This window comes from Amycolatopsis sp. NPDC051372, assembly GCF_040682095.1.
Lineage (GTDB): Bacteria > Actinomycetota > Actinomycetes > Mycobacteriales > Pseudonocardiaceae > Amycolatopsis.
Genome location: NZ_JBFBAF010000019.1, coordinates 118,465 through 130,688, shown reverse-complemented (window position 1 = coordinate 130,688; position 12,224 = coordinate 118,465). Strand labels below are relative to the sequence as shown.

Here is a 12,224-nt window from a genome sequence, read left to right as displayed (position 1 = left end):
GTCCCGTAGAAGAAAGTGCTTCGCCGGGGGCCGGCCGGGGAAAGGTTAGCCGGAGAGACCGACGGCTTTGTCGGGTGGTTGAGTTGGGAGTCGTGTCTGCCGATCGGTGACCATTGAGAAGATGATTGGCCGCCTCGCCGGTGCGTCCGGGAGGTGGTTCAGCTGCGTGACGGCGGGTAAGTGACCTTGGGCAAATGGTTGGCCGCCTGTGCCGGTGCGTCCGGTAGGTGGCCAAGCTGCGTGACGGTGGATCGGTGGCCATTCGGAAGACGGTTGTCCAGCCGCGCCCGGCGGCTCCGTAGGTAGCCGAGCCGTCCGACGGCGTCCACCACGCCACCCACGCACCCACGCACCAACAGCCCCCAAGATCGACCCGAAAAGGGTGCAACCCACCACTCCTCCGGGCGTTTTCGCCCTCATCAGGTGATACTCGAAGCGTGAGAGGCTTGAACCTGCACTTCCTCGGCCACGCGACGACGCGAGTGGAGCTCGGTGGGCGGGTGGTGCTGACGGACCCGGTGCTCACGAAGCGTGTGGGGCCGTTGACAAGGGTGGTGCCGCTGCCGGATTCGTCGGCTTGGGCTGGGGTGGACACCGTCCTCATCTCGCACCTCCACGGTGACCACCTGCACCTTCCCTCACTCCGTCTGCTCAGCAAGGCGCGAATCGTCGTCCCCCGCGGCGCCGGCGTGTGGCTGAGGAAGCGCGGGGTCCACAACGTCGAAGAGATCGCCCCTGGGGAAACCATCCAGGACGGCGAGCTCCGGATCACCGCGACAGAAGCCATCCACTCCGGCCACCGCTGGGGGCCGCGGCTCACCCACGGGCCGCAGAGCCCCGCCCTCGGCCACCTCCTCGAAGCGGACGGCACCAGGGTCTATTCGGCCGGAGACACCGACCTCTTCGAAGGCATGAAGCAACTCGGCCCGGTCGACGTCGCTCTGCTGCCCGTCTGGGGTTGGGGCCCGAACCTCGGCCCCGGGCACCTCACCCCGGAACGCGCCGCCGTGGCCGCGGGGTTGCTGAAAGCCGCGGCGGTCGTCCCGGTCCATTGGGGGACGCTGGCGGTCCCCGGAATCCACCTGACGAAGCAGATGAAGAAGCTCCTCGAAGAGCCGCCGGAAACCTTCGCCGAGCACGTGGTCGAAGCGGGCCTGCCGACGGACGTCCTGATCACCCGGCCCGGCGCCGAAGTGACGTTGCCCGCCCCTGAGGAACGGGCGTGAACTGGTCGGACCCGTCGGCGATCGGCTACCCGGCGCTGTTCGGCGGGGTTCTGCTGGGGTCGGTGATCCCGATCGTGCCGACGGGAGCATTGGTGGGTGCGGCGGCGGCCGTCGCGACGACGACGGATCACCTGTCGCTGCCCCTGGTCATCCTGCTGGCGATCGCCGGCGCGTATCTCGGGGACGTGCTGACGTTCGCCGTGCCCAGGTTCGGGAGCGAACCGCTGCTGCGGTGGGTGGAGAAGCGCCAGCAAGCCGAACGGCTGGCCAAGGGGCGGGAGCAGTTCGCGCGCCGCGGCTGGCAGCTCGTCGTGATCGGAAGGCTCGTGCCGGCCGGGCGCATCCCGGTGCTGCTGGCCGCCGGCACGCTGGGGTACCCGTGGCGCAAGCTGCTGCCGGCGGGGCTCGTGGCCTGCGTGTTGTGGGCCGTTGCCTATTCTCTGCTCGGCATCGTGAGCGGCGGCATCTTCGATTCGCCGTTGATCGCCACGCTGCTGGCCACCGTGCTCGTGCTGCTGGTGACCGTGTTGTTGACGGTGATCAGCAGGCTGCGCGCGCGGGCGGCCGAACGGACTGGAGGACATCAGTGACGACACCCGCTCCGTCGAAGGGGCGCCTGCTGGGCGGCGGCCGGGTCGTCGCCCGCGTGGTGCTGGTGTGGGCCGCGGTGACGGGCGCGTTGCGGCTGCTCGACATGTGGCTCGACGGGTTCACCATGCAGTCGTGGTGGCAGCCCACCGTGTGCGCGCTGATCCTCGGGCTGCTCACGTCCGTGGTGTGGCCGTGGGTGGTGCGGGTCGCGTGGCCGATCGCGTACTTCACGCTCGGCGTGGGCACCTACCTGCTGCTGGGCGCGGCGACGTTGGCGATCCTGCAGGCCGTGCCGGGCGTCGAGCTGTCCGGGTTCGGGACGGCGGTGATCATCACGGTGGTGATGTCGGCCGTCGGCGCGCTGATCTCGAGCGCGCTCGCCGTGGACGAGGACGAGATCTTCTTCCGCCGGGCCGCACGCCGCCGGCGCAAGCACGCGCCCGGTGAGGACCTCGCCGAGGAGCCGCCCGGCGTCGTCTTCCTGCAGATCGACGGGCTGGGCTACGACACCGTGCGCCGTGCGGTGCGCGACGGGGACATGCCGACGTTCGCCGCGTGGCTGTCGGAAGGCTCGCATTCGCTCACGCGCTGGCACACCGACTGGAGCTCGCAGACCGGCGCCAGCGTGTGCGGCATCCTGCACGGCTCCAACCACGACATCCTCGGGTTCCGCTGGTACGAGAAGGACCGCGACCACGTGATGGCGTGCGCGCACCCGAGCGACGCGGCCGAGATCGAGCGGCGCCACACCAACGGCCGCGGCCTGCTCGCGGGCGACGGCGCCAGCCACGGCAACCTGTTCTCCGGCGACGCCGAGCACGTGAGCCTCACCATGAGCTCCATCCCGGTCCTCGTGCCGCGCACGGTCCGCGGCCCGCGGCACGACTCCGTCGGCGCCGGCTACCGCGCGTACTTCGCGAACCCGGTCAACGTCTTGCGGACGTTCGGCGTGGCCCTCATCGACGTCTTCCGTGAGCTGTCCGCGGCCGCCAAGCAGCGCCGCGCCGGCGTGGTGCCGCGAATCCCGCGCGGCGGCTTCTACCCGCTCGCGCGCCCGGGCACCACGGTGATCGCGCGGGATGTGGTCGTCTCCGCGATCATCGGCGACATGCTGGCGGGCCGGCCCGTGGTGTACGCGGACTTCCTCGGCTACGACGAGGTCGCGCACCACTCGGGCATCGAGCGCTTCGACACGCTGGAGGTGCTGCGCTCGATCGACCAGCAGTTCGCGCGGCTGCTGCGCACGAGCCGCATCGCGCCGCGGCGCTACCACATCGTGGGGCTGTCGGACCACGGCCAGACCCAGGGCCAGGCGTTCGTCGACCGCTTCGGCGAAACCATGGAAGCCGTGGTCGGACGCCTGTGCGGTGGCGCGCCCGTGGCCGAGCACGGCAAGCGCCGGCAGGCCGAGAGCTGGCAGGTCAACGCGGCGCTCGCCGAGGCGACCACCACCGGCGGCCTGATCGCGCGCCGGCTGCGCTCGCGCGTCGAGGACGCCGAGTGCGCCGAGAACCGGCCGCGCACCACGAGCGGCTCGCCCGGCGAGGTCACGCGCGTGGCGCCCGGCGTGGTGTGCGTGGTGTCCGGGCACCTGGCGATGGTGTCGTTCACCGAGCACGAGGGCCGCGTGAACCTGGAGACGATCGAGCGCGAGTACCCGGACCTGCTGCCGACGCTGGTCGACCACGACGGCGTCGGGTTCATGCTGGTTCACAGCTCGGAGTTCGGCCCCGTCGTCCTCGGCCGCGACGGCTTGAAGCGCCTCGCGACGGGCGTCGTGATCGGCGAGGACCCGCTGGCGGACTACGGCCCGTACGCCGACGAGCTGGTCAAGCGCGTCGACACGTTCCCGCACTGCGCGGACATCATGATCAACAGCCGCTACGACCCGGAGTCGGACCAGTCGTCGCCGTTCGAACGGCACGTCGGGTCCCACGGCGCCCTCGGCGGCCCGCAGCAGCGCGGTTTCATCCTGCACCCGCGCTCGTTCCCCGCGCCCGGCGAACCGGTCGGGGCAGAGGCGGTGCACCACGTGTTCCGCGACTGGCTGACGTTCCTGGGGCATGGTGTGCCCGCTTCGTCTGCTTCGGTTGCCGTTTCGGAGGTGGCTTCATGATCGTGTACGGCGCGAGCTGGTGCCCGGACGTCAAACGCAGCCGCGCGCTGCTCGACACCCGCGGCGTGGCGTACGACTACGTGGACGTCGAGGCGGACCCCGCCGCCGAGGCGCTGGTGCGCTCCCTCCAGGACGGCGCGCGCCGCATCCCGACCATCGTCTTCACCGACGGCACCCACCTGGTGGAACCGTCGGACGACGAACTCGCGGCACGCCTGTGATTCTCCTGGACCTGCCACTGGGCACCCGCGTCGTGGTCCGCTACCGCGTCGAGGGCGGCTTCACGGACGCCCTCGGTGAGCTGCGGGACCGCGATTCTTCTTCCTGCACAGTGGAAACGAAGCGCGGCCTCGTGGTGGTGCCGCTGTCCGAGGTGGTCGCGGCGAAGCCGGTGCCGCCCGCTCCGGAGCGCCGCCGTCCGAAATCGAGTGGCCCGCCACCCGGCGACCTGTGACGATCGGCGCCCTTCTACGACCTGGTAGCCGAAGCCGCGTCGGTTGCCGTGGCGGGCTGGGACTTCTCCTGGCTCGACGGCCGTGCCACCGAGCGGCGCCCGTCCTGGGGCTACCAACGCCTTATCGGCACCCGGCTCGCCCACGCCCAGTCCGCTTTGGACATCCCGGCGGCGGCGAAGTCCTCGCTGAAATTCCTGCGCTGCCGCCGCGCACCGTCGCCACGGAGTCGTGGCCCCCGAACGTGGCCAAAGCGGCTTCCTTATTGCACCCCCGCATCGCCACCACCACGCGGCTCCTGATCGAAGCCCGAACGCCGTGAATCAGCTCTCCCGAGCGATAGCCGCCTCGATACCGTCCAGGAGGAGGTCCAGGCCCGACTCGAGGCTGAGCCGGGCCTCACGCTCGAGGTAAGGCTCGTCCGACGCGGCCGGAGGCTGCCCCGAGCCCAATCGGCCCACCAACGGATACCGCGAAACCAAATCCGGCACCAGCTCCCCCAGCACCGCCGCCCGCGAGGACCACCAGTCCTCTTCGGACAGTCCCGTCTCGCGGGAGGCCTGGCGTGATTCGGCGGCGATCTGCACCGAACCGCGGACCGTGTTCAGCAAGGCGCCCACGATCCACCGCACCCGCGCGGCTGGCAGACCGGTCGCGAAGAGGACCCGCAGCACCAGCTGCTGCATCCGGAACTCCCCCGGCCCCAGCACCGGCCAGGCGTAGGACACCTGCAGCACCCACGGGTGCCGCAGGTGGAAGTCCCAGAGCTCGCGCGCCAGAGCGACCACCGCGGGGCGCCAGCCGCCGGACAGGTCGTGGTCGTCGCGCAGCTCGGTCAGCGTCTGGTCGTACATGAGGTCGATGAGCTCGGTCTTGCCCGGCACGTACGTGTACAGCGCCATCGCCGTCCGGCCCAGGCGCTCGCCCACCGCCCGCATGGACAGCGCGCCCATTCCCGAGGCGTCGGCGATTTCCACGGCCGCCGCGACGATGGCGTCCACGCTCAGCGCGGGCTTGGGCCCCGGCCCGCCGCCGCGGGGCGCGACGTCCTTGCGCCACAGGAGCTCCATCGAGCGGCGGGCGTCCCCTTGCCCGGCGAAGACGACCACGAGGAACCCCCTGCGACGGCGACTCCTTACAGCATAAAGCCCGGGTCAGAAGCCGAGCGCGGTGACCGTCAGCACGTACTTGCCCTGCAGCAGTTCACCGCGCATTTCCGGCGTGATGGCGCGCGACGTGTCGGTGTAGGTGCCCGGAGACGCGGTCTGCACGGCGTACACGAAGTTGCTCACGCTCGGGTCCACGACAAGGCTGATCGTCGGCGTCAAAGTGGGCGAGAAGCGGTTCACGGCGCGCACGTAGGTGAAGACCGAGTGCACGACGGTGTCAGCCGCGGCCGAGTCGGTGGCGCAGCCCGTGGCCGGCGCGGCGGGCAGGTCGGCGGTGGCGTCGTTGAACGCCGTGGCCACCGGGTTCGCCGTGGCGTTCGGGTTGGAGCCCATCTCGGCGACGATGGCCTCGACGCGGGAGTCCAGCGTGGCCGCGACGTCACCGACCGCGGCGCACCGCAGCGGCGACGGCGGGATCGGCGCGATGGACGCCGCGGCGGGCACGGCGCCCGCCGCGAGCAGGGCCGGCGCGGCGATCAGCACGGACACGAGACGGCGGAGCGACACGGCGGGTTTCCCTTCCCCGGCAACCAGGACGAGTCACCCTAGCCAGCACCGCGCCGACCACGACATTCCCCGGTCGGGCGTCACACCACCGTGTGGCGCCCGACCGGTTCCACAATGGACAACTACCCCGCCAGCTCGATCGCCAACGCGGGACAGATCTGCGCCGCCTCGCGGACCTGGTCGTGCAGCTGTTCGGGCGGGTTCTCGTCCAGCAGTACGACGATGCCGTCGTCCTCGCGCTGGTCGAACACCTCCGGCGCCGCGAGCACGCACTGGCCCGCCCCGACGCACCGATCCTGGTCGATGACCACCTTCATCTCAACAGTCCTTTCGCGGGAGGTTCACCAGGTCACGGGCAGCGAGTGCACGCCGTAGACCAGCATGTCGTTCTTGAAGTCCAGCTCCGCCAACGGCGCCGCCAGCTTCAGCGTCGGGATCCGCCGGTAGAGCGTGCTGTAGACCACCTGCAGCTCGACGCGCGCGAGCGGCTGCCCGAGACACTGGTGCACGCCGTAGCCGAAAGCCACGTGGTGGCGGGCCTTGCGCGTCACGTCGAGCTTGTCCGGGTCGGGGAACGCCTCGGCGTCGCGGTTGGCGGCGTCGGAAGCGGCGATGAGGCCCTCGCCCTTGCGGATCTGCCGGCCCGCGACCTCCATGTCCTCCAACGCGACGCGCCGACGTCCCGTGTGGACGATCGTGAGGTAGCGCAGCAGCTCCTCCACAGCGTTGGCGATCAGCGGCGGGTCGCCTTCGCAGACGAGGTCGAGCTGCTCCGGGTGCTCCAGCAGCGCCACGGTGCCGAGCGCGATCATGTTGGCCGTGGTCTCGTGGCCGGCCACGAGCAGGAGCTGGCCCATGGCCGCGACGTCGTCCGCCGTCATCGCGCCGGTGGCCACCTGCTCGGTCGCGAGACGGCTCAGCACGTCGTCGCCCGGGTCCGTCAGCTTCTGCTCCACCAGCCGGCTCAGGTAGGCCAGCAGTTCCTCGACCGCGTCCAGCGACTGCTGCGGCGTGGCCTCCTGCGAGATCAGCACCTTGCTGAGGCGGTGGAACAGCGCGCGGTCCCCGTACGGCACGCCGAGCAGCTCGCAGATCACCAGCGACGGCAGGGGAAGCGCGAAGGCCTGCACGAGGTCCGCGGGCTTCGGGCCGGCCAGCATGTCGTCGATCAGCTCGTCGACGATCTTCTGGATGCGCGGGCGCAGGCGCTCCATCTTCTTGACCACGAAGTCGGCGGTCAGCATCCGACGCTGGGAAGCATGCTCGGGGTCGTCCATGCTGATGAACGCCTTGGCGCGCTTGCGCCGGGCCGCGACGCCCGGCGACTGCGGCGGGTACCCCGGCAGGTCGGTGTCGGCGCTGACGCGCGAGTCACGGAGCAGCGCGCGGACGTCTTCGTAGCGCGTGAACAGCCAGGGCTCGCTGCCGTCCCAGATCCGCACGCGGGACACCGGCTCGTCGTGCAGCCGCCGCTCGAGCTCGGGTGGCGGGTCGAACGGGCAGCGCCCGCGCGACATCGGGTACTCGGGCTCACGGGCGTCGGACACGCCTTGCGACGAGGACGAGAGGACCTCCGTCATCGACAATCCCTCCTACGGAGAGTTACCAAACGAATGTTCGGATACTTACTGAACACATGTTAGGCAATCTGGTGGAGAGTTGGCCACCTTCGCGGACAAGATCACCGGGACGGCCGAGAGCGGTCGGGTGGAAACGGGAGAAAACGCCCGTGGCTCAGGCGAAAACGAGCGAAACGAGCTCGTCGACGAACGGCAGGACGGAGTCGGCGCCGCCCCGCACGGGCGAGTTGTGGAACAGCGCGACGCGGCCATGGGCTCCGACGAACGCGATCACGCCGGCCCGCTCGGCGGGCACTCTGAGCGAGAATCCCGCCGCGTCGCACCGCGCGAAGCCGGTCGTGAGCAGTTCGATGAGGTCGGGCAACGGTCCCTTCGGGTACGCGTCGGGCGTCGCGCGCGTGGCGCCGTTGGCCATCATCAGCCGGTGGTGGCCCGGGTTGTCCATGGCGAAGCGGCAGTACGCGTGGATCAGCGCACGCACGCGGCCGACGACGTCCGCCGGGTCCTCGCTCGCCTCGGCCGCCTCCATCGCGGCGCGCAGCCGCGCGAACTCGTGGTCGAGTAAGCCCGCGACGAGGGCGGAGCGGTCCGTGAAGTGCTGGTAGATGCTCGCCGGCGCGATGCCGACCGCGCGGGCGACGCCGCGGATCGTCAGGCCGTCCTCACCGCCGAGCTCGGACAGCAGCCGGCTGGCCGCGTCGAGGATCTCCCCGCGCAGCCGGTCGCCCTCGCCCCACCTGTTCCGGGTGCGCCCGGCGCTGACCTCGACTTCTTCCGGCACGTGCCCATTCTTACCGCTTGACCTGCCCGAGCGTCGGATGGGCCGCCTCGTTTCGTCGTTGACCCGTCATCTGCGGTTCACCCCGACAGGTGGGACAGATCGATATTTTTTTCCCGGTGGACGAGCAGGAGTGGCTGGACGACTTCCAGCGGCGCGTGGACGACATGCGCGCGAAAAGCGTGGCGTTGCAAGAGAAACTCACCGAGGCCGAAGGCAAGGCCCGCTCGTCGGACGGACTGATCACGGTCACCGTCACCCCCAACGGCGCGCTGAAGAACCTGCACATCGACGACCGGGCGCTGCGTTCGTCCGGCGGGGCCCAGCTCACCGCCACCATCATGGAGACCTACAGCAAGGCCCAGCGACAGGTGTCGCGCGAGGTCGCCGACGCGCTCGAGCCACTGGCCGGCGGCACCGAGATGATGGACGTGGTCCGGTCCTTCCTGCCCGAACCGGAGCCCGAGGAAGACGAGCCGCAGAACGCGCCGCGCCAGCCCGGTGAACCCGAGGCCGAGGACCGCACCCCGCCGCCGCCCGCGCCGCCGCGGATGCCGCCCGCCGGTGGCCTGCCGCCCGCACAGCCGGGAATGCCGCCGCAGCTGCCTCAGGTTCCGCCCCTGCCGCCGCGGATGCCGCCCGCTCCCCCCGTTCCGCCGGCTCCGCAGCCGGGGCCGCCCGCGCCGCCGCAGCCGCGGCCGGACCAGCAGCCGAGGCCGCAGTCGGGCCCGCACCGCCGCCGCATGGACGGCGACGACGACGAGATGCAGCCGTGGTGACGAGGGAGATGCGCTGATGGACGGGTACACCGTCGAACCCGACGTGCTGACGACGTACGCGAGTGGTCTGGACGACCGCGGCGGCAAGGTGACGGCCGCGGCCAACCGCATCCAAGAGGTCAACGGCGGCGACATCAACGCGTTCGGCGTGGTCGTCGGCCAGGTGCTGGGGATCCCGACGCGCATCGCGCTCGGTGTGCTGCACGACCAGGTCAACGGCGCCGCGAAGGCGATGACGGACCAGGCCAACAACACGCGCACTGCCGCGGACCAGTACCGCACCACGGAAACCAACCACGCGCAGACGATCACGACAGCGGGGACCCCGACGTGACCACGACGTTCGACCCGAACGCCAAGCCCGACTTCGGTGCCGGGGTGGTGATCACCGACTCCAACAAGTTCTCCGGCGCGGGTTTCCTCGACTCGTACTCGTTCCTCATCAAGAGCTGCGAGGACATGAAGACCGCCGACGACTCCGACAAGGCGGCCCTGGGCGTCTCGATCGGGCTCGGCGTGGTGGCTTCGGCCGTGGACACGGTGAAGTTCGCGCTCAACCCGCTGGGCAGCCTGATCTCGGCCGGGCTCGGCTGGCTGATCGAGCACGTGAGCTTCCTGCGCGAGCCGCTCGACATGCTGATGGGCGACCCGGACCAGATCCAGCTGCTGAGCCAGGAAGTGCACACGATCGCCGAGACCATCCGGCAGATCGGCGAGGACCAGAAGTCCTCTTTGGACGGTGACATCAAGGAGTGGCAGGGCAACGCCGGCGACACGTTCCGGCAGCGCATGCAGGAGCTCGCCGCCGACCTGGACAGCAAGGCCCACGGCACCGACATCGTGGCGTACCTGATCCAGACGAACATGGCCATCATCGCGGCCGTGCGAGGTCTGTTCCGCGACCTCATCACCACGGTGCTGGGCGACATGATCTCCACGATGCTGATCGCTTTGGCCGCGGCCATCCCGACGTTCGGCGCGTCCATCGTCGCGGGCGTCGGCTGGTGCGTCACCCAGGCGACGCTCACCGCCACCTCGCTCGGCGCGAAGCTCGCCGCGGTCGTCGCGCAGGCCACCCGCTCGGCCGCGCGCATCGGCAACATCGTCAAGGGCCTCAAAACCCGCCCGGGCGCGAGCGGCGCCGCCGGCAGCGGGGCCCACGCTGGCGACGACATCCCGCTGGGCCCGGTCCCCGGCCGCGGCGGCTCGGGCGGCGGCGCCGGTGGTGGCGCTGGGTCTTCCGGTGCGCACAGTGGTGATGATGCGGCTACTCCGCCGCCGGTGCCGCCGAAGGACGATGTGCCTCCGCCTACGGGTGGTTCGGGTTCGGGTTCGGGTTCTGGATCGGGCTCGGGCTCGGGTGGCGGCAGCGGTTCGGGTTCTGGGTCGGGCTCGGGCTCGGGTAGCGGCAGCGGTTCGGGTTCGGGCTCGGGTAGTGGTTCTGGCAGCGGCTCGGGCAGCGGCTCCCACCCCGGCGACGACGCCGCCACGCCTCCCCCGACCCATAGCGGCGACGACGCTGCGACCCCAGCCCCGGCCTCGCACGCCGGTGACGACGTCCCCACTCCGGTTCCGCCGAAGGACGACGTGCCCCCGCCCGCCGGCGGCAGTGGTTCCGGCAGTGGATCCGGCTCGGGCAGCGGCTCCGGCAGCGGCACCCACGCCGGCGACGACGCCGCCACGCCTCCCCCGGCTTCCCACGCCGGCGACGACGTCCCACCTCCGGTCCCACCGAAGGACGACGTCCCGCCGCCGGCAACCCACGCCGACGACGCGGCCACTCCGCCACCCGCCGGCCACGCGGGCGACGACGTCCCACCGCCCGTCCCGCCCAAGGACGACGTCCCGCCACCGGCAACCCATTCGGGCGACGACGCCGCAGCACCTCCGCCGGCTTCGCACGCCGGTGACGACGTCCCGCCGCCGGTGCCGCCCAAGGACGACGTGCCCCCGCCCGGCACCCACTCCGGCGACGACGCCGCGACACCTCCGCCGAGCAGCCCCGCGGGCGACGACGCGCCGCCGCCCGTCCCGCCCAAGGACGACGTGCCCCCGCCCGGCACCCACTCCGGCGACGACGCAGCCTCGGACAGCAGCCACGGCGGAACCCAAGGCAGCCACCATGGCGACGACGGGACGCCGCCTGGCAGCAGCCACCACGGTGACGACGGCACCCCGCCCGCCAGTCACCACGGCGACGACGCCGCCGCGCCCCCGGCCAACCAGCCGCCGAAGACCCCGTGGACGAAGGCGCACGAGGACTGGCTGAAGCAGCACCAGCCGGACGCCTTCGCCAAGTACAAGTACCTCGAGAACCAGCTGAAGGCGAACCACCCGCAAGCCTTCTCGATCCTCAAGCAATGGGTCGCCGACTCCGACAGCGCCAAGGAAATGTGGGCGTGGCCGGTCAAGGGCGGCCAGGAGATCATGAAGCAGATGCTCGACATCCAGAAAACAGCCGAAACCGGCTGGGCCAACGCCAACGCCAACGCCAACACCGGCGGCGGCGACGAGCCCCCAGCAGACGGCGGCCACTAGCCCGCCACAAAGACACCGCGCCCCTGCCAGCCCACAAGGCCGCCGGGGGCGCGGTGCTTTGCCCGCACACCAACGAAAACCGGGCTCCCGCGAGCCATCTGTCCCGGGCTGCCCGGCGGTTCGCCTAAAGGGTCACTCGCCCTCGACAGACCACCGAGCCGCCAAGAAGCGCCCCCGCCCGCCACGAACCGCCATTGGAGCGACCAACCGGAGAAACCGCCACCGACGCGACCGACTGGGCCACACCAGCGGCCCACCGAAAACGCGGCAACGGACCGGCTTCGGCGAGGCCACCGGCAGACAACCAGCGAACCGAAACAACCGAGCCGGCTCGGAGCGCCCCGCCTCACTCCTCCGCAGACCACAAGGCAGCCAAGAAGCGCCCCGGCTGCCGGAGACCGCCGCCTGGGCAACCGGCCAGGAACCCACCAGCGAGCCACCAAAAACCCGGCCCCGGACCAGCGCGGACAGTCGACGGCAAGACGAAC

Annotated in this window: 13 protein-coding genes and 1 pseudogene; 9 read left to right on the top strand and 5 right to left on the bottom strand. The window is 71.1% G+C overall.

The window, feature by feature from the left end:
* The first annotated feature begins 437 nt into the window (after positions 1 to 437).
* From AB0M56_RS27610 to AB0M56_RS27585, 6 genes and pseudogenes are all read left to right on the top strand, one after another.
* The gene (locus AB0M56_RS27610; RefSeq protein WP_364180708.1) at positions 438 to 1,226 is read left to right on the top strand and encodes an MBL fold metallo-hydrolase; all 789 of its coding nucleotides are present in this window, start codon (positions 438 to 440) and stop codon (positions 1,224 to 1,226) included.
* Positions 1,223 to 1,816: a VTT domain-containing protein gene (locus AB0M56_RS27605; protein ID WP_364180706.1), complete on the top strand. Its 594-nt coding sequence runs from the start codon at positions 1,223 to 1,225 to the stop codon at positions 1,814 to 1,816. Before AB0M56_RS27610 ends, AB0M56_RS27605 begins: the two co-directional genes overlap by 4 nt.
* Positions 1,813 to 3,933 (top strand): phage holin family protein, encoded by a 2,121-nt coding sequence (locus AB0M56_RS27600; protein ID WP_364180704.1) that lies wholly within the window; start codon positions 1,813 to 1,815, stop codon positions 3,931 to 3,933. The genes AB0M56_RS27605 and AB0M56_RS27600 overlap by 4 nt, the downstream gene beginning before the upstream one ends.
* Positions 3,930 to 4,154, top strand: a complete 225-nt coding sequence (locus tag AB0M56_RS27595; RefSeq protein ID WP_364180702.1) for a glutaredoxin domain-containing protein — start codon at positions 3,930 to 3,932, stop codon at positions 4,152 to 4,154. Before AB0M56_RS27600 ends, AB0M56_RS27595 begins: the two co-directional genes overlap by 4 nt.
* A complete protein-coding gene (locus tag AB0M56_RS27590; protein ID WP_364180700.1) occupies positions 4,151 to 4,387 on the top strand; it encodes a ferrous iron transport protein A in 237 nt (78 codons plus the stop codon). The genes AB0M56_RS27595 and AB0M56_RS27590 overlap by 4 nt, the downstream gene beginning before the upstream one ends.
* 21 nt (positions 4,388 to 4,408) lie before the next feature.
* Positions 4,409 to 4,662 (top strand): annotated as a pseudogene (locus AB0M56_RS27585) (SAM-dependent methyltransferase); the annotation flags it as partial.
* A gap of 46 nt (positions 4,663 to 4,708) precedes the next feature.
* Here the strand turns inward: AB0M56_RS27585 and AB0M56_RS27580 are convergent.
* The 5 genes from AB0M56_RS27580 to AB0M56_RS27560 all read right to left on the bottom strand — a co-directional run bounded on the left by AB0M56_RS27580 (position 4,709) and on the right by AB0M56_RS27560 (position 8,422).
* Positions 4,709 to 5,494: a TetR/AcrR family transcriptional regulator C-terminal domain-containing protein gene (locus AB0M56_RS27580; protein ID WP_364180698.1), complete on the bottom strand. Its 786-nt coding sequence runs from the start codon at positions 5,492 to 5,494 to the stop codon at positions 4,709 to 4,711.
* A gap of 45 nt (positions 5,495 to 5,539) precedes the next feature.
* Positions 5,540 to 6,061 (bottom strand): hypothetical protein, encoded by a 522-nt coding sequence (locus tag AB0M56_RS27575; RefSeq protein WP_364180697.1) that lies wholly within the window; start codon positions 6,059 to 6,061, stop codon positions 5,540 to 5,542.
* A 122-nt stretch (positions 6,062 to 6,183) separates the two neighbouring features.
* The gene (locus AB0M56_RS27570) at positions 6,184 to 6,378 is read right to left on the bottom strand and encodes a ferredoxin (RefSeq protein ID WP_364180695.1); all 195 of its coding nucleotides are present in this window, start codon (positions 6,376 to 6,378) and stop codon (positions 6,184 to 6,186) included.
* 24 nt (positions 6,379 to 6,402) lie between these two features.
* Complete coding sequence (locus tag AB0M56_RS27565) at positions 6,403 to 7,641, bottom strand: cytochrome P450 (RefSeq protein WP_364180693.1); 1,239 nt, start codon at positions 7,639 to 7,641, stop codon at positions 6,403 to 6,405.
* A 154-nt stretch (positions 7,642 to 7,795) separates the two neighbouring features.
* Positions 7,796 to 8,422 (bottom strand): TetR/AcrR family transcriptional regulator, encoded by a 627-nt coding sequence (locus tag AB0M56_RS27560; protein ID WP_364180691.1) that lies wholly within the window; start codon positions 8,420 to 8,422, stop codon positions 7,796 to 7,798.
* 116 nt (positions 8,423 to 8,538) lie between these two features.
* Here AB0M56_RS27560 and AB0M56_RS27555 point away from each other — a divergent pair, with 116 nt between their 5' ends.
* From AB0M56_RS27555 to AB0M56_RS27545, 3 genes are read left to right on the top strand one after another with little or no spacing between them, the layout of a single operon-like run.
* The gene (locus AB0M56_RS27555; RefSeq protein WP_364180689.1) at positions 8,539 to 9,198 is read left to right on the top strand and encodes a YbaB/EbfC family nucleoid-associated protein; all 660 of its coding nucleotides are present in this window, start codon (positions 8,539 to 8,541) and stop codon (positions 9,196 to 9,198) included.
* A gap of 16 nt (positions 9,199 to 9,214) precedes the next feature.
* Positions 9,215 to 9,532 carry a type VII secretion target gene (locus AB0M56_RS27550; protein ID WP_364180688.1) on the top strand — a complete coding sequence of 106 codons (318 nt, stop codon included), beginning with the start codon at positions 9,215 to 9,217 and terminating at the stop codon, positions 9,530 to 9,532.
* Positions 9,529 to 11,736 carry a hypothetical protein gene (locus tag AB0M56_RS27545; RefSeq protein ID WP_364180686.1) on the top strand — a complete coding sequence of 736 codons (2,208 nt, stop codon included), beginning with the start codon at positions 9,529 to 9,531 and terminating at the stop codon, positions 11,734 to 11,736. Before AB0M56_RS27550 ends, AB0M56_RS27545 begins: the two co-directional genes overlap by 4 nt.
* Positions 11,737 to 12,224: the final 488 nt, after the last annotated feature.

What these genes read in the sequence shown, in the direction of transcription:
- AB0M56_RS27595 (WP_364180702.1), top strand. Translation starts at nt 3,930, where the DNA reads ATGATCGTGTACGGCGCGAGCTGGTGCCCGGACGTCAAACGCAGCCGC.
- AB0M56_RS27570 (WP_364180695.1), bottom strand. Translation starts at nt 6,378, where the DNA reads ATGAAGGTGGTCATCGACCAGGATCGGTGCGTCGGGGCGGGCCAGTGC.
- AB0M56_RS27565 (WP_364180693.1), bottom strand. Translation starts at nt 7,641, where the DNA reads ATGACGGAGGTCCTCTCGTCCTCGTCGCAAGGCGTGTCCGACGCCCGT.
- AB0M56_RS27550 (WP_364180688.1), top strand. Translation starts at nt 9,215, where the DNA reads ATGGACGGGTACACCGTCGAACCCGACGTGCTGACGACGTACGCGAGT.